Genomic DNA, 20,090 nt, shown 5'->3' on the forward strand with positions numbered 1-20,090 from the left:
AGCCCATTCTCGGCGGCGGCACATCGCCATTAAGTTGCTTTTCTAAAGCCAAGTGTAAACCGTTCAGGAAGGTCATGATGTCCTCCTTTTTTGTCTTTCTTTACTAAGAGGACATTTGACCCTTTTTTAGGCCTGCTGTCAACTCAAGTCGAAACTAACTCATTTTCAAGACCCCTTAAATACCATAGGCCGGATAATATATACTTGATCTGTCTCGGCACAGATTATTGGTGATTCAAATACTCTTGAGACTCATCCCTCATTTACTGGGATACCGATGTTATTCTTTCATCAATGACCGCTATGATCTCTTTGTGTGTCTCCTTTTTCATTTTCCGGATTAACTCTCTATCTTTGTTTAATGTCTTTGCAAAAGCAAGCGCTTCGTTCATAAGGTCGTCAATATGGCACGCTTTTTTTATAATATGGTGCTCTTCGCATTCCTGTGCGGTGAGTCTTCTACCGGTGTATTGCATTTCTTCAAACATATACATAGGGACCGCTCGTCTTGAAATGACTGAAAACATCGGCCCCAAAGTCATCCCGATGTCCACTTCGGGCATACAAAGCCACCCTCTATCCGAACGCATAAATCGAAAATCATGCGCGAATGACAAAAAAGCTCCACCGGCAAAGGCATGACCGGTAATGGCCGCAATAGTCAGCATTGGATAGGTCAGCACCCGCTTCATGAAAATGGCCATTTCTGTCATAAACTTTATGTTCAGCTCTGGCCCTTCTTTTTCAACCGCCGGGCCAAGCCAGTCCAGGTCTATACCATTGGACCATATCTTTTCATGTGACGACTTCACAACGAGTACATTGGCCTCGGTGTCATGCTCTATCTCATCCAACACCTCCATGAAAGCCTTGAAAAACGGAAAATTAAATCGGTTTTCCCCACTGTTCATACTTAAAATGGCTACATTGTCGTCAATGATGTAGTCAACTAAAGCCATGATGTCTCCTTCCTTAATACTAGGTTTACTTAAACCATATGAGGACCAAGAAAAATCGTGATAAAACCCTCAAGAGGAGCATTGCTTACAGTCGAGATACATCGGCTCTCACGTTCATCATCCTCGAAAATAATTAATGGTAAAAGCTTTGGCCAAGGTGATAAATTGTTAGAAGCAAGCCCCTCTGCTTTTTAAAGCCTGCTGTTTTGCCTTTTAGTCAGCCAGGCCGATCTGATCTAGACGTTGCATGATCTCCTTCGCTCCGTTGACCATACCATCTATAACCTCTTTGACGGTCGGTGTGTCATTAATCATCCCCACACCCTGCCCGATGGTTATGTTGGCCTCGGAGGGATCGCCTGACTCGTAAGCATTAACGCCCCTCTCACCCCTGATCATTGGCAGGAGCTCTTCCAGCGAGGCGCCTTTGTTCTCCATCTCAAGGATCTTCTCCGTGTGCTCGTTCCTGACCACTCGTGACGCATTCATAATGGACTTTTGTATGAGGATGGTGTCCATTTCGCCAAGTCCGTGCATCCAGGTTTTAATGTTGTCATGGATCCGCGCTTCCTGGGTACACATGAATCGTGTGCCTATGAGGACGCCCTCGGCGCCCAGCGCCAGAGCGGCAACCAGGCCTCTCGCGTCGGTGATGCCACCGGCCGCGACTACAGGGATATCCACGGCATTAGCGGCGATCGGGACACGCACGAAGGTGCCGACCTCTTCCTGCCCGGGGTGCCCGGCGGCCTCGGTGCCGATGATAGTTACTATGTCACAACCGGCACGCTCGGCATTCTGGATGTCGCGCGTCCGGGTTGCGCGGTGCATAGATATCACCCCGGCATCCTTCATGATCTGCATGTAAGGCTTGGGACTGCGGCCCGAAGTCTCGATGACTTTTACACCCTCGTCAATCGACGCCTTAAAATAGTCCTCGTAGTTGATTGTCCGGGCTGTCGGTAGAAGCGTAACATTTATACCAAAGGGTTTGTCGGTGAGCTGCTTAGTCTTCCTGATCACTTCACGTAGTTCGTCGATCGTCTGGAATGAAATCGAAGCGATGATGCCCAGTCCTCCGGCATTGGACTGCGCAGAGACAAGCTCCGGTCCGGATACGTAGGCCATTGGCCCGCCGATAATCGGATATTCGATGTCTAGGATTTCCGTAACTCTAGTCCTCAACATTTTAACCTCCTACTTTCTTTTTGATTGCCGATAAAATCTTAAAAAACCTGTTTAATTCCCGTGCCGAATTTCGTCTACATTAAGTCTCCTTTTCCTTTTGAAGAGGTTAGTACTACTACGTTAAGTTTTTGTTGACTTTCGTTAAAAAATCGTCTATGCTTGCGGTACAAAGGTTTCATATAGATATTTATCAGGGTTTATTTAATTATTTAACGTAGTAGGATTAGGATATGCTGCCTTCCCCTTTAAGTTCCACTATTTTCTTGGTAAGTTCCGGCACCACCTTAAAGATGTCGTCCACAATGCCGTAATTAGCAGTATTGAAAATAGATGCTTGGGCATCTTGGTTGATGGCCACGATCATTTTTGAGGCCTTCATGCCGAGAATGTGTTGGAAGGCTCCGCTAATACCGAGGGCAATATAGAGCTTTGGTTTCACCACCTTGCCGGATAAACCCACTTGGTGTTCAGACGGAAGCCAGTCGCAATCTACCACTGGTCTTGAGCAGGATACCTGGCCACCTAATAGATCAGCCAGCCTCTCAACCATTTCCAGGTTCTCTTTTCCCTTTATACCCCTGCCCACTGAAACCAGGACTTCCGCCTGGGAGATATCGATACCGCCTGTTTTTGGTTCAATAAATCCTTCATACTTCTTGTAGCTGATGTCCTCCAGGTGGAAATCAACTTCCTCAATCTGCCCGTGTTTATCGCACTCTCCGATATCGAATTCACCAACACGGCCGGTAATCATCATTGTTTCACACGGAGAAAATGAGTAGACGGCATTTACCTTTCCGTTATAGATCGACCGGGTGATTAATAAAGTGCTGTCCTCTATATTTATATCAATACAATCTGTAATAAGAGGAGCTTCCAGTTCAACTGATAGAGAAGGAGCCAGGTCCATACCAAAGGAACTATGCCCCAATAGCACAATCTTCGGTTTTCTTTTTTTTATTAGAGGAACCAGTATCTTTTGATAGGGCTCGGGCAGAGATGTATCCCAATTGCCGTTATTCACTACCAGAACCCTATCTGCCCACCTGGCGAGGGTCTCTGCGTGCTGTCCCACGTCTCTGCCGATAATCACTGAATTCAGTTCCATACCAGATTGATCAGCTAATTTTCTTCCCTTACTCAGCATCTGTAGCGAAACTTCAGTCAGATGTTGTTTGGAATATTCCGCAACAACTAATATTTCGGTCATTTAAAGAATTCCCGCACTCTTGAGTATTCTAGCCAATTTTTCCGCCGATTCGTCGGGTGAACCGGATATTATTTCTGCTCTTTTGCCTTGTGGCGGCAACTCTAATTTTTCCAGCTTTACCATCGGACTTTTTTCTACTGGATAAATCTCAATCTGGTCCAGGGATACGATCTGCAATTCCTTCTTCATTGACCTTCTGATAGCGGACACAGAGAGATACCTCGGTTGGTTAATTCCGGTCTGAATAGTCAGTAGGGCGGGGAGTTTCAATGTGTAGTTTTCAAACGCCCCCGCCTCCAGTTCTCTTTTTACCTGCATAGTTTTCTCCCCCACTTCCAACCCAACAATCATGGTAGCATGGGGAATACCAAGCATTTCAGCCACCATACATCCAAGCTGACCACTATTGAAATCTTCAGACTGGGCGCCAAAAAGTACCAGGTCGTAGGGTAAGCCCTCAATTACTTTGGCGAGTACTCGGGCAACAACAGAGGGCTCGGCGGTAACGAAATCCTCATCAATCCGGATGGCCCGATCAGCTGTCATGGCCAGGGCTCTTTTTAAAATCTCGTCCCAGCCTTTGGGTCCTGCCGTAATTGCGGTAAAGGTGCCTCCCTGCTTCTCCTTAACCCGCGTCGCTGCTTCCAAGACATACTCATCCCATTCGTTTATCTTGAAAATCAGTCCGTCTTTCTCGATCTCTTTTTGGGCGGGATCTATTTTCAGGGTGTCTACTATTGAAGCATCTGGAACCATTTTAATGCAGGCTATGATATCCATACTACTCTATTCCGCAGCCTTCCCTACAATCTCAGAAATGTCTTTTACGGAAAGCTTATCATCAAGCCCTTCTGCTTTTACGGCGTCCTCAAGCATGGTCAAGCAATTGGGGCAGGCCACTGCCAGTATATTAGCGCCTGTCTCAACAGCCTCCCTGACCCTGCGTCTTGATGGACTGTCGGCACTGCCTCCAAGGAAATCAATGTAAAAGTTGGCCCCGCCGCCGCCGCAGCAGAGCGCGCTGTCCCTGTTTCTCTCCATCTCGATCAGATCAATTCCTGGAATGGCCTTTAGAATTTCTCTGAAAGCCTCATATTCACCATTCCAACGTCCAAGGAAGCACGGATCGTGGATGGTAACCTTGGCCTCAAACCCGTTGGTAACATTCAGTCGGCCATCATTGATGAGGTTTTGAAGAAATTGCGTCTGGTGTAAAACCTCGAAGCTCCCATTATATTTTGGATATTCGTTCTTTATGGCGTTGTATGAATGGGGCGAGAGGGTAACAATCCTTTGCACGCCAAGATCCTTGAACTGGGCAATGTTTTCCTCAGCTTGCATTTCAAATAATGCCGTTTCACCAATCATGTTCACTTCATTGCCATCGCATTTTTCTTCATTACCCAGCACACCAAATGAGACACCGGCCTTTTGAAGCGCCTTGCCAAGTATCTTAGCGGTCTCCTGAGCCCGTGTATCATAGGAACCGATACAGCCAACGTAATAGAGATAGTCCTGGCCCTGGTATTGTTCTATCTCCGTTCCCTCCAGCCATTCACCCCTCTTGGTTTGTGCGGTGCCGTATGGATTTCCATATCGTTGAATATTCTCCAGGAAGTCTTTAACCTCAGAAGGTATGGTGCCTCTCTCAACCATCTCTTCCTTGGCGGCTATTATTATGTTGAGTATGTCAACATTAAAGCTGAGTGGGCATTTAACTTCGCAGTTTTTGCATGCTGTGCAGGAAAATATGATATGAGCAAAATGCTCTGTCCAGTCTAATTCATCGCTGAGCCAGGCTCGGGTTAGCCACAATCTTCCTCCACAGGAATAAGTCTCCATGCGGTATCTGGCATATGCGGGACAGTTGTTGACATCCATCCAGCTTACCGGAAATTTGCAGTAACCACACCTGAAGCATCTATGTATGATATCACTGTATTTAAAATCCTCTAAAGTCATCAGATTACCTCCCAGGCTTTTCGAACGGCTTCGTTGTACTCAGTAACGCCCTTAGAGGGCGGGTTCCCAGTTTCCAGGATTCATGATTCCATTGGGGTCAAGGAGTTGTTTCACCTTCCTCATGAGGTCGAAAGTACTGGAATTTAATCTCTCCATAACCAGCTTTTGACCATAGAGTCCAGGTTTCCAGATTGTCCCTCCCAGTTTCAGAACAAGATCGTCTGTTTCGTGCAGCGCGGCCTTCGCGTGCTTGATGGTTTCCGGGTCCGCTCTATTAAAGGCGTACGTCCAGGAGAACATCATAGCGTGGGCGGCGCCAATGCAGCGTCCAAGTACCGTGTATGGTATGTCGTGTTTTTCGGAAATTTGCCTTCCTCTCCGGTAGCATTCTGGGTATGTATCAATAGGCATAATGCTGCCGACATATTCAAAGCCGCCTCCCTTCCGCCAGTCAGAGGTTTTTGAGATTTGAGGTCGTTGCAGGCCTCGGTTGAAACCCAGGTACCCGCCGTCTCCTTTACGAATATATTCTCCCAATGTATCGTCAAAGATTATTTCCTGTTTGAACTCAAGCTCTTTTTCTGAATCTGCGGACAGGTTAATAGTTATGTGCTGAAGCCCGCTGGAAAAAGGTGGTATTGCCTGGCTAAAAGCCACTATATCCTCAACCATCTGAGTATGGGTAAGTTTATAAATAATTTCAGGGATCAGTTCTTCGTTATCAACAGCAAATAGAGCCGCTCCTCTGATTTTTTTACAGGGGAAGAGGCGTAGAGATACCTTGGTGATGATGCCGGTTGTGCCGGTCCATCCCAGGAAAAGCCCCACATCAGGCAGGGGGTGCAGGGTGAACCAGCCCGAACCTATCGAACAGGAGCCGAATTGGCAGATCTCGCCGGTTGGCAGAACTACCTCTAACCCATTAATCATATCGGAATTAAAGCCGTATGGCTGCGCAAGATCTCCCTGCCCATGGATAGCCATATTGCCGGCAATGGTGGCGGTGGGCGGCGCTCCCGGTTCTGAATGGGTCAGATGGGGACAATGCCTCTCCAGATAAGAGGTCAATTGGCCCTGTGAGACGCCGCACTCCACGACAGTGTAACGAGCCTTCTCATTTACCTCGATGATACTGTCCATTCTCTTAAGGTCCAGAAGAATTCCTCCCTTAAAAGGGACAGCCAGACCGGCTAAGGACAGACCCCCTCCAAGAGGAACTACGGGTATCTTCTCCTTGTTTGCGAGTTGAACAATCTTCTGAATCTGTTCGGGGGTCCTGGGCGATACCGCATAGTCCGGCCGGTGTGGTTCTGTTGTCCCGAGGTCCCAGGAATAGATGAAAAGCTCTTCCGGCTGAACGGAGCTATGGTCTTTACCAACTATCTCCACGAGTGCTTCGTAAACTGAATTCATGAAATTACCTCCATCCCGCCGGATTTTCGCCGATGGCGAGTCGGCAAAGATCGCTCATATAAATAGGCGCGATACCGTTTCTAGTGACTATCTGAGCCATGGTGTTATAACAGGCGGGGCAATTAAAGACACACACTTCGGCTCCGGCGCTTTTCATATCCTCAATATTTTTTTTCTCAATTTCCGCGGCTCGCTTACGGCTCCCCTCCTGTCTCTGCCCAACAATTGTGCCGCCGCAACAAAGCGCGTTCTCATCAACATATTCCCTTTCAACAGCTTCCGCGCCAATCAACTCAAAGATGTCTTGTACAAAGTGGTGCTTATCGGAAGACAATCGAGATGAACACGGACGCTGATAAGCTACTTTTAAATTCACTGGTTCTATCTCATCCTTGAGTTCCTTTAACCGATCATATAGAAATTCAAAAAAGTGAACAGGCTTGAACGGAACCTCAATACCAACCGCCGAGCAGTAAGAGGTGTATGTTCCATAACATTCGTCATGGAAACAGATAACCTCATCAACCTCATGTTTGGCAATGGTTTCGATGATCTTGGGCAGTCTGTCATTTATTACAGAGGTTCTGGCATAGTGGAGGTACATGAGTTGACAGAAATAATGAAACATTTTACGGGGGTCTGATGAAATTACAGGTACTCCTTCAAACAGTTTTCCCTGTATCAAAAACATGAGATCGGAGAAGACCCCCATAAGAAGAGATCGCCCGTTCACTTTCTCAATTACGGGTTCTCCCCGAAATGGAACGCCTAAATTTATACCCCGTTGGATAAGAGGTCGAGGCAGCGGGGGAATATCAAGTTCTTCCTGTTTCTCTACAATGAGGTAGAAGGGATGATTGTTCATCGGGCAGTATTCCTCGCAGGCGTAACAGGTAACACATTCGTGTAATACGAAGGAATCCTCACCATGCCCTATTTTTAATATTTCCTTTTTCGCGCTTTCCTTATCAATGTCAATGTATTGGCACTTGATAAGGCAATCTTGAGTGCGGCAACTCAGACATTTTTTTTCATCATATTTAACTTCATACATCAATCGCCTCCTTATCCTTAGTGGATATTTTAGTTGTGCACGCTAGCCGAGTTTGACTTAATTAGGGTTTTTTCCAATAATGCCTCGATGCCTAGTTCAGTGATATTTCCTTATTTGCACTTGTCACAATTAAATTTCAATAACAATAACACTTTGGGAAAGCAGGAATCAATTACTATTCGGCCTAAAATTTTCCCCAATTCAATATTTTCATTCGCGAATTTGAATTTTTACTCCATGAAACGTTGAGTCATTGTCGATCAGCGGTATAACCTGCTGGACATTAAATCTCATAATCGGCCCTGGCCAGTAGCTCTTTGATAGATAAACAGGCCGTGGAGTCCGGCGGCAGTTCCCAGAGCGACTTCCCCTTGAGGTTATAGTCCCGGACAACGGCATCGTAATCTAGTTTTCCCATATAGACCTCTCCAGTGGATTGTATCAACTGCTCAGCCTCATGATAAAATTCATGGTTGCCCACCAGATAGAGGTGTTCATATTGAAGCTCTACAGCTTGAGCTATCTTTTTAACCCTCTCAACATGTTTTATTGACTTAAGGGAAGGGTCTAAAATTACAAATAGGTCGTCCACCCTTGGCACCACCCGCCTGTTCAGGTGCTCCAACCCCGCTGGTGAGTCTATCAGAATGTTTTTATAATGCTGACCAATAGTAGGAATAATAAACTCAAAAAGGAAACTGGCCGAGCGATAGTCGCCTTCTGTCCAGCGCGGTCCCAGGGAGAAGAGGTCAAATTTTTCCGATCGGTAATATGAATAATTTTTTAAAAGTAGCGGTATCTTTACAAAGGGTGGACCAGCCCCCATTTCAAAAAAGGCGTCCTCATTTTCAAGCTCTTCGGCCAGATCAGAAAGGGTCTTTAGCGATACTTCTCGGTTAATTTCGGTCTTCACCCTCGTTTCTTCCAGTTCCACTCCGAGCATGTTCGCCAGACTCTGGTCAGGGTCGATGTCTAAGAGCAAAAGCGGTGTTTTCAGATATCTGGCTAGGAGAGCAACGAATGTGGACTTGCCGGTGCCCCCTCTGCCTATAGCCATGGTAATTTTTCCAACATTCTCCATTGAAGAGGTCAGCCGTGTAATTTTTGCTGCTTCCGCTATGATACGGGCGCCAAGTTCATCATCACGAGTCATGATATCCCACTTTCAATATTTTTAGCGGCTGAGACTGTACGCCCGATCCCTCCAGTTTTCTTAAAAACCGGACAAATTTTCCACTTCAAGGCATAGTAATCTCCCGAAGCCCTTGCTGTCAAGCGGATATCCACCCGTCAGCCATGGCCAAACACCACCTGGTAGTGACGGCGTAGCGGGAAGGCCGAAGGAAGCCACATGAACCCACCAACGTCAACCAGATGGGCTTGGAATGTCTAGCTGATTGGTTACAGAGGAGAATTAGGTGGTGTGTAGGTACTGTATATTATGGTTACTGCCGTAGATGAAAAAATGCAACATACGTGCATCTATACGTAACAAAATGGTAATTGACCAATAAAGGGTATTCGTCAATATTTGGGCAGTCGTAAAGTGCATCAGCTTGCCATAGTCCACGGTCGATCATGCCACTGTTACCTTGCCCAATTCAAGAGATAGCCCTCAATCGAAAAATAAGGCAGGCACAATATGTTGCGGTTCGCAATTTGGTCTCTAAAACTGTGATCACTTGCCATGAGGTTCGGACTTTTCAACCGTGCAGTGAGCCCTACGAAGGCCTCCCAAGTAATTGAAATGCAAACGCCATCACACCTCCTCGGTGTCAGACAAATCAAAGGTTTTTCAGGTAGTCGATATTTTCAGATTTTGGAAGGTGATCAAAGAATTCATCAGGGTGAAAACGGTATGCGTTCCACCCTGATGCCTTACAACTAGGCGTACAGATTATCAATCCATTTCATGGCCTCCACGTCGCTGATTTTGCCCAAATACCGCTCTGTTGTTGAAAGATTCGAATGTCGTAATATGATTTTTGAAACGATCTCGATAGGCACACCAGAGCGTGATGCATAAGTAGCAGCATGACGCCTGAGATCATGGGGCCTGAGGTGGATACCAACTACGGCACCTGCTTTGGCCACCATTTCTCTCGCAGCCTCATAACATATAGGGAAAATCCGTTGATCCGGTTGAATGGTCATCTCCCTGACATCACTACTGTCCGGTTGTTAATTGAATAATAACAACTGTTTATCGGAAGCCCCTGTTTCATTTTTGTAATCTTCCTCCTGGAAGGCCTGTAAAATGGGGATTTTCTCTAAATGTAATCTTCCTCCTGGAAGGCCTGTAAAATGGGGATTTTCTCTAAAAGAGTGACACTCAAAACCTGTAGAATTGTGTAGAGGCTTTGTTCTAATCCAAGCCTCTTCTTGAGGATCGCGACGAGGACATAAACGGAAATGGCGATCCAGATTTGGGTCTTCACCGCATTTGGCGATGTGCCGTAAAATGCCTTGATCCGCAGGTGCTGCTTGATCCATTTGAAAAATAGCTCTATCCGCCACCGCGCTTTGAACAGCTGTGCTATAGTGAGAGGGGGAAGAGCGAAATTGTTTGTCAGAAACACAAAGGTCTTTTCGGTCTCGACGTCGAGATAGCGGATGCGCCGCAGTTTTTCTGGATAGTCTTTCTTTGCATAGAAGCCCGTCAGGACAACAATCTGATCGCATTTGAGACCTGTTGATTTGTCTACGTGGTGAGAGTAAAGACGTCTGAAGCCGAAGTTGCTTTTGGCGCGGCTCACAAAAAAGGCGGCGGCTTGATGGATGGTATAGAGCCGTGAGTAATCCACATAACCACGATCCATCACATAGAATGAGCCTGGTTCCGGGATCAAGATATCGAGGATTCTGACATCGTGCAGTTTCCCGTCGGAAATATAGATGAATTCGGGGATGCTGCCCCGCAGATTCAGCAGTGTGTGCAGTTTGATTGCCCCCTTGGTATCGCGAAATCGAGCCCATGGGAACAGTGAAAGGCACAGGTCGATGGTAGTGGAATCTAGAGCGTAGACCGTAGCTTCCAAATCTACCCCGAATTCTTCGTGTGCATAGAGATCTTTGGCGGCAGCGATGAGTATTTGAGCGAAGTCGGCGTAGATGCGCCAGTCGCGATTTTCGTTTGCATCGGCCAAAGTACTCCGGGAAACCCGTGACCGAATCCCCATGTGATAGAGTTTCGGTTGGACCGCCCGCAGGCACACCTCGATGTCTCGCAGGCTTTCGCGGTAGGTCAGTTGGGCGAAGGCCATACAAAAAAACTGTTCCAGGCATGTGAACGCCCGGACCTTGAAATTGCCGCGATATCGGTTGACACACTTTCGGAATTCGTGAAGTGGGAGGTGATCCATTACCTGGGAGAAAACGATTCGTTCGGAGTTCATAGGCCATCCCCTCGACAGTGGAATGGCCGAATTGTACTAAAATTGAGGTCAAATCGATCACGATATTTAGGTAATTTAACATATTGAATTTATGTAATTAATAGCGCTTGTGAAAAAAAAACATATTGAATTTATGTAATTAATAGCGCTTGTGAAAAAAAATACCCGGACACTAGTGAGTAAAAATAAATTTTTAGTAAGCACTAACTAAATTAATTCTGTCGTCATAATAACGATAGAAAATTAATAAAAAACTATAAAATTACGCTTGACAATATGACCGGATCATGTGTAAGTTATTACTCATCTTATAAATAATAAGGAGGGGTAAAAGATGTACAAAAATTTAATGAAACTGGTTTTTTTAGTGGCTGTTGTTCTTGCTTTTTCGCTGGCTTCGACTGGCCTGGTTTTCGCGACTAACCCATATGCAGGGAAGTACGAAGGCACTTTTACCGGAGGTTATCAAGGTACCTGGACAGCCACCGTGGCTGACGATGGAAGCATCGCGGATTTAGAGGTAAGTCTTCTCCCGGGTACCAAGGGCGAAGGTTCGGTCAGCAAAGATGGTAAATGGAACGTTTTGCTTTCCGCCGATGTAGGTGAATTTAATTTCGACGGCCAGGTGGATAAAAACTTAAAAGTCAAAGGTTCCTGGGAAATGGGCGATTTTGAAGGTCAGGGCAAAAAATAATAATTTTTAAGCTGAAAACTTAACACAGACAAAACACCACTTAACCACAACGTAATCTAATATTAAGCTGAAAGGCGGGTGACCCCGACAACTTTCTGTTGTCGGGGTCACCTGCCCAAACATATCTATCGCAGCCATTAGAATTTGGAAAAAATTATCAAGAAAAGATTACTATGAGGCAGAGCGTGACCGAAGTACTTGCTATGGCATACCATTGATATTGTTGTAAAATTTTACCGCGAGGAGCATTGGCCTCGAAGCAATACCGAGATTTTCTAATCAGAACGTGTTTCGGCCATTCTTTCCAAGGCTTTTCCTGCACTCCGCAGACTCCTAGTCCTAAAAAGCTCCCTAAAAGCTCTCTTTTGACATCCCCTTGGGGTTCGGTTAAGATGCAGTCGTCTGCAAGGCGCAGGTATACCCTTAATGCCGTTAATTAAAGAAAAGTCAGATCCCAACCGCGGGTTGACAGCAGCCGCAGGTGTTTTGCTTTGTTTGCTGGCCGTGGTATTCATGTGGCTTCTGCTTTTCCGCTGAGCCATCATTACCGGGCAGTGCTTGGACGCAGGTGATGGCTCAATATTGGTTGACAGAGTAAATTTTTGTTGGTTACTATGCTTGAGAATCAACAGATAGGGTTTTCTTGTGTATTTTTGACGAGAAATCGTCATTATATGGCAGGCAAAGGCTTTTCAACACCTTGAATGACCTAAGGTGAGAGACCTCGCGGCGTACAAGAAACACTAAACAAGGTTGCATGCGCAACAACACATGACCGGAAAAAGAACCCTGTTATAGCTTCCAATAGATCGAAAAATTTTTTTTATCAGGTCAGACACGGGGTTATCAATGAGGCAAAGAATTATTTACACATTCCTGATTGTTCTCATTTCAGTCCTCATGTCCGCTGCTCCCGCACTGTCAGCCACCCGCGGCCTGCGTGTTATCAATGTGGTGACCAAAGAAGGGAAAAAGATTGGTCTCTATAAGGATTACCACGCCCTGGTTGTGGGCGTCAGCGATTACGAGTATTGGCCGAAGCTGCCTTATACCATAGATGACTGCAAAGAGGTGTCAGCCAAGCTGAGGGAGCTTGGCTTTCAGGTAAAGCAGGTGTTTGATCCCACGTCCCGGGAGCTGAAGACGGCCTTATCCGAGATGGTCTATAAAATGGGCCGGGAAGAGAATCGGGCTATTTTATTCTATTATGCGGGTCATGGTGAAACGGAAAAGTTGGCTGACAAGACGAATATGGGGTACATCGTTCCCAGGGACTGCCCGATGTTAAAGAACGATCCCATGGGTTTTGCCACGCACGCCGTCAGCATGAGGGATATAGAGTCGGCCTCCCTGAAGATCAGGGCCAGGCATGTGATTATGCTGTTTGATTCATGTTTTTCAGGCGCTCTGTTCGCCCTGGTGAGGGCGGTGCCTCATGATATTACCGAGAAGAGCCTGCTGCCGGTAAGGCAGTACATCACGGCCGGCCGGGAAGATGAACAGGTGCCGGATAAAAGCATATTTAAAAGGTGCTTGTTAGTTGGCCTGGATGGTGATGCGGATCTGACCGGTGACGGGTATATTACGGGGTCGGAACTGGGGATGTATCTCTCGGACAGGGTGGTCAATTACACGCACCGCATGCAGCACCCGCAATATGGCAAAATAAACAACCCGAATCTTGACAGGGGTGAATTTATTTTTGTACCCGCAAAAGCACGCCAGAAGCAGGCAAAACGGGGAGCAAAGGTTCAGGAGGAAGAAACCGCCATTGCTGAGGAACTCAAAAAGCTGAGGGAGGAACGGAAAAAGACTGAAGAGCTCATGCGGCAGATGAGGCAGCTTCTGGAAGCCAAGCTTAAGGTTGACGAGAAAGAAAAGGAAGTCCAGGCCGAGAAGCTGGATGTGGAGGAAAGGCTTAAACTGGCCAAAGAAGAACAGCAGCAGGATAAAAAGGCAAAGGATTCCAGGATAAAGGAACTGGAGATCAAGCGCATGGAAGCGGAAACAAAACACCAAAGGGAGGTGGAAGAAAAGAAGGCCCTGGAAGAAGAGCTGAAGCGGGTAAAGGCTGAAATGGAGAGATTGAAACAGCAGAAAGACTTGAATGCTAAAAAAGCCGACGAGCAGCGTTTGGCCTCCATCCCAAAAACCAAGATGGATGTTTTTCAAAGGGTAAGGCTTGGGCAAAGCCCTTTTGTGATCGATGATTTTGAAGACGAGGACCTGTGGGCCGTAAATTTTCATGACAATTGGCTGAAAAAAGCCGTGGGATCATCGGAAATACTTCTTACCGCGGACACCACTCAAGGAGCCAACAGCACTTCCTGCTCCATGAAAATGAAGTATGACCTGGGTGAAAATGCGATGGTTTTGGCCCTAATAGGCGGCAGAACCATTTCCAGGATCAAACAGATCAAGAAAAATAAGATAACTGCTTATGATTTCTCAAAATATAATAAATTCGTTTTCTATCTGAAAGGGGAGAAAAAGAAAGGCTTCTTTTCGAGGCCGCATAGAATCCACATAGTTTTTTCCTGTTATAATGAAGATCTGGCTAAATCGAATAAGTGGGTCAGTTATTATAACGAAGCTAAGATTGTACCGACTCTTGAATGGCAAAAAATTGAAATTTACTTTGACGATCTTGTGCCTTCCGCAGGGACGAAGAAAAACATCAAGAATTACCCGGAGAAGCCTGATCTACGCAATATTCTGAATATCCTTTTTCTTTTTACGAGCCATAGTTTTGATGGAGGCATGCCCGGTTCCAATACCGTGTGGATTGACGAGATACGGCTGGAATAATTCTTGATGATCAGCGGAAGTTTACGGCCCCTGACAACCTTGGGCCGCTTAGGTCATGGTTTCATTTTTTCAGGGTGCGTCAATTCATGACTGGTGATTTAACGACCGAAATCTTTTCATAATCCGTGTCACCGTGAAAAGGAAAGTATAATGAGAGTTCTTTTAAAGGTGCTCTTTGTATTATGTCTGAGTGTATTTCTGATAGTTGGCAGCGTCTGTTTTTCCGATGCGCAGGAAGGAAAAATTCGGGCAAAGATCGGAATACAGATCAAAACCGGTGATTTAATTAAGCGAGCGAAATCGCAGGACAGGCTTAAAGAGGGCGATCTTCTCCGAATTTACATTCAGCCGGAAAAAACCGGTTATGTTTATGTGGTTCACACCGACCTTAAGAAAGCGGCCCTGCTGAATATGGTGCAGCAGGACGTGCAGAGTTCCGCGCTGGTTATGCCGTCCCTTCAGGAATTTTATCAGGTCGACGGAAAGAGTCCTCAAGAGACTTTTACGATTATTATCGGTACCGGTAAGCCGCCCGAAGCGGTAAACATTTTTAAGGCTGGAGAGGTGCCTTATGCGAGATGGGCTGAGCTTGAGAAAGTCTTGCTCAAAAAGAGCAAAATTGATCTGAGCGGCAAGACGGAAAAACCGTTTCCCATTTCAGGCAATGTCAGGAGTGCAACAGGCGTTGGAGATGTGGACCCATTTGTGAGCAAGCTTCAGATCTATTCAGGGAAGTCCATTCTCGTAAAGAGATATGAGTTTAGAATTAAAAAGTAGAAAAATCCTCAAGCTCATTGTCTTGCTGACGATGGGCGCATTTTTTTGCATTTTCATTTACATATGGGCAAGAAACTCCGTCTGGACGGAAGCGGACTATAAAACACTTGATCTGGTGTACAGACAGGTGGTGAAACAAGGGTACGGCCCCCCAATCTCGCCTCAAATCGTCTACATCACCATGACGGACGATTCTTACGAATATTTCGGCAGAAATATCCTGGATCGAGCCGACCTGGCCAAAATTAACCATGCCTTAAGTGACCTGGGTGTTGAAAGCGTGGCCTATGACATCATTTTTGCCCGACCAAGCCAGCCCGATTCAGACCGGAAATTCAAATCATCCCTGGCGCAACTAGGTTCCGTATACCTGCCCATAGGACTGGCTTATTCAGACAAGAAGAAATCCTTTCAATGGAAAGAAGGCAGTGCTTACAGACGATTTCGATCGGATTGTCTGAATAGGCCTGTTGAAAAAGGTTTGCCAAATCCATTTTACGCTACCAAAGCTCTGATGCAGACTGACGCTTTTTCAGGGGCTGCTTTCAGTTCAGGTCATATCAGCGCATATAGTGATTCCGATGGTGTATATCGGCATATGATTATGCTGTTAAAGGTGGATGATCTTTATTTCCCAACGCTCACCTTATCCATGCTGCTTGATTACGCCGGAGTCTCTTTCGAGGACATAACCGTGCACTGGGGAGAAAAGATTGTTATTCCCGCGAGGCAAGCAGGTTTACTGGACAGTGAGATTACCATCCCTATTGACGGCCGAGGGCGGGCGTATATCCCCTTTGCCCAGGTATGGAATAAAGACTTTAACAAGATTCAGGCGCACTCCTTTTTACAATATTTTGAGGATGAAGGGTTAAGAGGAAATTTAACGGATTTTTTTGAAGGAAAATTCGTTTTTATCGGGGACGTCTCCGTTGGAACGTCCGATCTGGGGCAGACGCCCCTTGAAAAGGACGTGCCCTTAATCGCCATCCATACCGCCATGCTGAACGGTCTGCTCACAAACACATTTTACAACAAGACTTCTCTCTGGCGCGCCGTCATCCTGATCTTTGTCCTTGGATGCCTGCTGGCCGTTTCAGCCCTGCCAAAATCTTCATGGCCCCTATATACGGTTGGAGGAATTATTTTGGCGGGCCTGATAGGATTCACATGGCTCCAGTTCATCAAGTTTCAGCTTTTTCCATTGGTCACAGTTGGAAGCAGCGTTCTATTTATCTTTTTTACCCTGGTCATCGGGATAGAAATATCCGTTTCCAAAGAACGATCCTTTATAAAAAACACTTTTTCCAGATACTTGCCCGAAAAAGTGGTAGACCATCTGCTCGAACGCCCGGAGCTTATTAAACTGGGCGGTGAAGAAAGAGTTATCACCGTCCTATTCTCGGACCTTGAAAATTTTACCGCGATTTCCGAAAGCATGACGCCCCCTGATCTCGTCAATCTGCTCAATGAGTATCTCACCGAAATGACAGGCATCATATTAGCAAAAGGGGGTATTATTGATAAATATCAAGGGGATGGCATTATGGCAGAGTTCGGGGTCCCCATTCCCGCTCCGGATCATGCCGATATGGCCGTAAGGACCGGTTTAACCATGCAACGCCGTTTGAAAAAACTGCAGCGGGAATGGAGCCGCAAGGGGCTTCCCGAATTAAATTGCCGCGTTGGGATCAATACCGGCCCCATGATCATCGGCAACATGGGCTCTGACCAGGTTTTCGACTATACGGTCATCGGAGACGCCGTGAATCTGGCATCCCGGCTGGAAGGAGCGAACAAGCAGTATCATACCTTTTTAATGATTTCAGAATTGACCTACGATCAGTTAACCCCGGAGATGTTTAAAACACGGATACTGGACGTGATCAAGGTCAAGGGAAAGTCAAAAGCCGTGAAAGTTTTTGAAGTCTACGGCGAAAACTCGGGAACCATGGATCCGGCCGATGAATTATATTATCAGACCTATCATACTGCTTTTAAGGCTTACTTAAACCGGAATTTTGCCCTGGCGCACACAAACTTTCTCAAGACGCTGTCCATGCGCCCTGAAGATCCCGCGTCAAAGGAGATGATTTCGCGCATTGACGCGGTCAACGGCCTGGATCTGCCTGCTGACTGGGATGGATCTGTCGCCTTGACTTCAAAATAAAAGAAACAGCCTCGTCAGCGTGTCATGGAACAAGGTGGTCGCAACCATGGCGGAGATCGGCTCTAAAAAATGGTAATACACCATTAAAACTGCACTTAGTTCTTTAATAATCAGCTGATATCATATTTGAATCAGTATGTTGTCAAAGAGCCAATTTAGTGCAACTTTGCCCTTTGGGGTTCGGTTAAGATGCAGTCGCCAGCATGGCACAGGTATTTTCTTGATGTCGTTAATTAAAGAAAAGTCCAGTCCCAGCCGCGGCTTTAAAGCAGCCGGAGGTGTTTTGCTTTGTCTGCTGGCCGTGGTATTCATGTGGCTCGGGTTTTCGTCATTTCTGGTCGGCCTGGCTTATTCGCTTCAAAAAGGCTTCTGGGTCGCCTGTCTGGCCGGGGCCGGGCTAACGTGCGGGGGAGGCTGGCTTCTGGTGTGGAGCGTGAGGAAGGTGGCCCGCAATTCCTCCCGGGAAAGCCGTGAGGAGGGTTACTTGACTTGAGCCTGTCTGAAGATAATCTGGCCCAGGAAGACACAGCGGCCGAGCTCAGCCGTTACGGGATCGTTCGCCTTGAACTGCCGCTGCCTCACAACCCCGGAACAATAAACAGCTATCTCTTGACCGGACAGCAGCCGGTTCTGGTAGACACCGGGCTGGGCGCGCCCATTCCCCTGAAGCGGCTCAAGGAGGCTCTGGCCCGGGAAGGCGTTCGGCCGGATGAAATCAAACACGTCTTTCTGACCCATGGTCACATGGACCATGCCGGCGCAGCGGCCGGCCTGGCCCAGGATTTTGGAACCTTGGTCTGGGCCCACCTCCTGGAGAAGCCCAGGCTGGACGGGCGGCAGGCAGATTTCATGGCTCATGAAGCGCCCCGGCTGTTCAAACGTCTGGGGGTTGACGATATGGCCCTGGAAAATGCAGGTCAGGCACTCAGGTCTGCCGCAGAGACCTACCGCCGCATGCGGCTGGACAGCTTCGAACCCCTGTGGCACGGGCAGCAGCTACCGGTTGACGGTTATGACCTGCGGATCATCTTTACTCCAGGGCATTCCCCGGGCAGTGTCTGTTTTCTTGAACAAAACCAGAAAATCCTTTTCACGGGCGACACCCTCCTCTCCCTGGGAACGCCCCGGCCGACAATGAGCATGGACGGCCAGGGGAGAGCGTATTTTAACGGATTTTTGGAACTGCAAGAAAGCATGGCCGCGCTGGCGACTGTGGAGGCCAACCTGGTTTTGCCCGGGCATGGCCCGCCGGCCCGGCTGCCGGATTTAATTGCCAGGGCTAGGGCCTCACTGGCCAGAAAACAGACCCTGCTTTTGAAAAAGGTCTGCCAGGATTTCACGCCTTATGATCTGATCCGCAAGCGAGACAGGCGGACCGGAAGCGCTTATTTGGCTGTTGATTTATATCAGACCCGCGCCATTCTTGAAGCTTTTTTAGCTGAAGGAGCGGTTAAGGTTGAAGTGCGGCATGGTGTGGAACATTTTTCTCCGGGATAAAAAATAGATATTTTACTTGAATTTTTACTCTTAAGTTTTCAAAATATCGAATAAAATTTTTATTCTAACATCCTCATACTAAATTGCATTCAAATATAGATAAAATTCATTTTCCTGTCATTGCAAGCCCTTGGCTTTCGCTCTGGACAGGCTCCGCAAAGCAATCTCAAATTAATCAATAATTATTATCAGATCGAGATTCGTCGCTGAAGAAATATACGGGCGGGGATAAACCCCGCCCCTACAATACCGATTTAAAGTAGGAGCGGGGTTTATCCCCGCCCTCTTCCAAAACTTGAAAACAATTTCTTTGCCAAATAACACTACGGCTCCTGCCAGAGGGCCGGGGCTCTGAATGACAATTCGTTAGTAAATGTTTGATCGCAACCTGGTATCAGAACGCCCTGTTCGGCCTCAAACCAAATTTTATACTTCTTAAATGAAAGGTTGACTTTCCTTTTGTGACTTAATTATGTTATACTATGCAAAATTCAAAATTCCTGGAAGGCAGCGTGAACTGGTATGGGAGACTACTTTACCACACATGATATAGCGCTCATGCTTAATGTCACTCGGGTTACGGTCAGAAACTGGATCATTAAGGGCCGCCTGGCAGCCACGGCCACCCCGGGGGGACATCGCCGCATCAGCCGGCAGGAGCTGGTGCGTTTCATGGAAGCGAACAACTACGATCCTGAAATCATCCGGGAGTATGAGCTGACCCGCCGCAAGAGATTCGTCTACTGCTGGGAATACCACCACAAGGGCTTTGTTAATCTCGGTCATCGTCATCAGTGTGCGAGCTGTATAGTCTTTGCCTCCCGGGCTCAGCGCTGTTATATCCTGAGACAGGAAACAGGACACCTTAAAGTACACTGCGAAGACGCCTGCGACGAATGCGCGTATTATCGAAAGTATTTCGCCAAATCCGCCTGAGTTCATCTTTAGGAAAATCCGCCTTCC

General features: G+C 46.9%; 17 protein-coding genes. 7 read left to right on the forward strand and 10 right to left on the reverse strand.

Translation table 11 applies throughout. The features are described from left to right. Positions 1-263: 263 nt before the first annotated feature. The 10 genes from JRI95_14260 to JRI95_14305 form a co-directional block, all read right to left on the reverse strand. Positions 264-959, reverse strand: a complete 696-nt coding sequence (locus tag JRI95_14260; protein ID MBW2062706.1) for an enoyl-CoA hydratase/isomerase family protein — start codon at positions 957-959, stop codon at positions 264-266. 213 nt (positions 960-1,172) lie between these two features. Continuing rightward, complete coding sequence (locus JRI95_14265; GenBank protein ID MBW2062707.1) at positions 1,173-2,147, reverse strand: nitronate monooxygenase; 975 nt, start codon at positions 2,145-2,147, stop codon at positions 1,173-1,175. A 223-nt stretch (positions 2,148-2,370) separates the two neighbouring features. After that, a complete protein-coding gene (locus JRI95_14270) occupies positions 2,371-3,357 on the reverse strand; it encodes an electron transfer flavoprotein subunit alpha/FixB family protein (GenBank protein ID MBW2062708.1) in 987 nt (328 codons plus the stop codon). Continuing rightward, positions 3,358-4,137, reverse strand: coding sequence for an electron transfer flavoprotein subunit beta/FixA family protein (locus JRI95_14275; GenBank protein ID MBW2062709.1), 780 nt, complete (start codon positions 4,135-4,137; stop codon positions 3,358-3,360). A gap of 6 nt (positions 4,138-4,143) precedes the next feature. Then, on the reverse strand, positions 4,144-5,319 hold the full coding sequence (locus tag JRI95_14280; protein MBW2062710.1) for a (Fe-S)-binding protein: 1,176 nt from the start codon (positions 5,317-5,319) through the stop codon (positions 4,144-4,146). A gap of 51 nt (positions 5,320-5,370) precedes the next feature. Beyond that, a complete protein-coding gene (locus JRI95_14285; protein MBW2062711.1) occupies positions 5,371-6,732 on the reverse strand; it encodes an FAD-binding oxidoreductase in 1,362 nt (453 codons plus the stop codon). A gap of 4 nt (positions 6,733-6,736) precedes the next feature. Beyond that, positions 6,737-7,786 (reverse strand): (Fe-S)-binding protein, encoded by a 1,050-nt coding sequence (locus JRI95_14290; protein MBW2062712.1) that lies wholly within the window; start codon positions 7,784-7,786, stop codon positions 6,737-6,739. A gap of 283 nt (positions 7,787-8,069) precedes the next feature. Continuing rightward, complete coding sequence (locus JRI95_14295; GenBank protein MBW2062713.1) at positions 8,070-8,939, reverse strand: hypothetical protein; 870 nt, start codon at positions 8,937-8,939, stop codon at positions 8,070-8,072. A 731-nt stretch (positions 8,940-9,670) separates the two neighbouring features. Further along, positions 9,671-9,940, reverse strand: a complete 270-nt coding sequence (locus JRI95_14300; protein ID MBW2062714.1) for a site-specific integrase — start codon at positions 9,938-9,940, stop codon at positions 9,671-9,673. Between the two features lie 116 nt (positions 9,941-10,056). Then, positions 10,057-11,181: an IS4 family transposase gene (locus tag JRI95_14305; protein MBW2062715.1), complete on the reverse strand. Its 1,125-nt coding sequence runs from the start codon at positions 11,179-11,181 to the stop codon at positions 10,057-10,059. Positions 11,182-11,515: 334 nt separating this feature from the next. On the opposite strand from JRI95_14305, the gene JRI95_14310 reads away from it, so the two are divergent. The 7 genes from JRI95_14310 to JRI95_14340 all read left to right on the forward strand — a co-directional run bounded on the left by JRI95_14310 (position 11,516) and on the right by JRI95_14340 (position 20,063). Continuing rightward, positions 11,516-11,875 carry a hypothetical protein gene (locus JRI95_14310; GenBank protein ID MBW2062716.1) on the forward strand — a complete coding sequence of 120 codons (360 nt, stop codon included), beginning with the start codon at positions 11,516-11,518 and terminating at the stop codon, positions 11,873-11,875. A gap of 849 nt (positions 11,876-12,724) precedes the next feature. Next, positions 12,725-14,683: a caspase family protein gene (locus JRI95_14315; GenBank protein MBW2062717.1), complete on the forward strand. Its 1,959-nt coding sequence runs from the start codon at positions 12,725-12,727 to the stop codon at positions 14,681-14,683. Between the two features lie 150 nt (positions 14,684-14,833). Then, positions 14,834-15,460: a hypothetical protein gene (locus JRI95_14320; protein ID MBW2062718.1), complete on the forward strand. Its 627-nt coding sequence runs from the start codon at positions 14,834-14,836 to the stop codon at positions 15,458-15,460. Further along, the gene (locus JRI95_14325) at positions 15,438-17,630 is read left to right on the forward strand and encodes an adenylate/guanylate cyclase domain-containing protein (protein ID MBW2062719.1); all 2,193 of its coding nucleotides are present in this window, start codon (positions 15,438-15,440) and stop codon (positions 17,628-17,630) included. The genes JRI95_14320 and JRI95_14325 overlap by 23 nt, the downstream gene beginning before the upstream one ends. A 223-nt stretch (positions 17,631-17,853) precedes the next feature. Then, complete coding sequence (locus JRI95_14330) at positions 17,854-18,123, forward strand: hypothetical protein (protein MBW2062720.1); 270 nt, start codon at positions 17,854-17,856, stop codon at positions 18,121-18,123. Continuing rightward, positions 18,120-19,127, forward strand: a complete 1,008-nt coding sequence (locus JRI95_14335; GenBank protein MBW2062721.1) for an MBL fold metallo-hydrolase — start codon at positions 18,120-18,122, stop codon at positions 19,125-19,127. Before JRI95_14330 ends, JRI95_14335 begins: the two co-directional genes overlap by 4 nt. A 522-nt stretch (positions 19,128-19,649) precedes the next feature. Next, the gene (locus JRI95_14340) at positions 19,650-20,063 is read left to right on the forward strand and encodes a helix-turn-helix domain-containing protein (GenBank protein ID MBW2062722.1); all 414 of its coding nucleotides are present in this window, start codon (positions 19,650-19,652) and stop codon (positions 20,061-20,063) included. The last annotated feature ends 27 nt before the right edge of the window (positions 20,064-20,090 follow it).

It is taken from the genome of Deltaproteobacteria bacterium, assembly GCA_019308995.1.
Lineage (GTDB): Bacteria > Desulfobacterota > Desulfarculia > Adiutricales > JAFDHD01 > JAFDHD01.

What these genes read in the sequence shown, in the direction of transcription:
- JRI95_14260 (MBW2062706.1), bottom strand. Translation starts at nt 959, where the DNA reads ATGGCTTTAGTTGACTACATCATTGACGACAATGTAGCCATTTTAAGT.
- JRI95_14265 (MBW2062707.1), bottom strand. Translation starts at nt 2,147, where the DNA reads ATGTTGAGGACTAGAGTTACGGAAATCCTAGACATCGAATATCCGATT.
- JRI95_14270 (MBW2062708.1), bottom strand. Translation starts at nt 3,357, where the DNA reads ATGACCGAAATATTAGTTGTTGCGGAATATTCCAAACAACATCTGACT.
- JRI95_14275 (MBW2062709.1), bottom strand. Translation starts at nt 4,137, where the DNA reads ATGGATATCATAGCCTGCATTAAAATGGTTCCAGATGCTTCAATAGTA.
- JRI95_14280 (MBW2062710.1), bottom strand. Translation starts at nt 5,319, where the DNA reads ATGACTTTAGAGGATTTTAAATACAGTGATATCATACATAGATGCTTC.
- JRI95_14285 (MBW2062711.1), bottom strand. Translation starts at nt 6,732, where the DNA reads ATGAATTCAGTTTACGAAGCACTCGTGGAGATAGTTGGTAAAGACCAT.
- JRI95_14290 (MBW2062712.1), bottom strand. Translation starts at nt 7,786, where the DNA reads ATGTATGAAGTTAAATATGATGAAAAAAAATGTCTGAGTTGCCGCACT.
- JRI95_14295 (MBW2062713.1), bottom strand. Translation starts at nt 8,939, where the DNA reads ATGACTCGTGATGATGAACTTGGCGCCCGTATCATAGCGGAAGCAGCA.
- JRI95_14300 (MBW2062714.1), bottom strand. Translation starts at nt 9,940, where the DNA reads ATGACCATTCAACCGGATCAACGGATTTTCCCTATATGTTATGAGGCT.
- JRI95_14305 (MBW2062715.1), bottom strand. Translation starts at nt 11,181, where the DNA reads ATGAACTCCGAACGAATCGTTTTCTCCCAGGTAATGGATCACCTCCCA.
- JRI95_14310 (MBW2062716.1), top strand. Translation starts at nt 11,516, where the DNA reads ATGTACAAAAATTTAATGAAACTGGTTTTTTTAGTGGCTGTTGTTCTT.
- JRI95_14315 (MBW2062717.1), top strand. Translation starts at nt 12,725, where the DNA reads ATGAGGCAAAGAATTATTTACACATTCCTGATTGTTCTCATTTCAGTC.
- JRI95_14320 (MBW2062718.1), top strand. Translation starts at nt 14,834, where the DNA reads ATGAGAGTTCTTTTAAAGGTGCTCTTTGTATTATGTCTGAGTGTATTT.
- JRI95_14325 (MBW2062719.1), top strand. Translation starts at nt 15,438, where the DNA reads ATGAGTTTAGAATTAAAAAGTAGAAAAATCCTCAAGCTCATTGTCTTG.
- JRI95_14330 (MBW2062720.1), top strand. Translation starts at nt 17,854, where the DNA reads ATGTCGTTAATTAAAGAAAAGTCCAGTCCCAGCCGCGGCTTTAAAGCA.
- JRI95_14340 (MBW2062722.1), top strand. Translation starts at nt 19,650, where the DNA reads ATGGGAGACTACTTTACCACACATGATATAGCGCTCATGCTTAATGTC.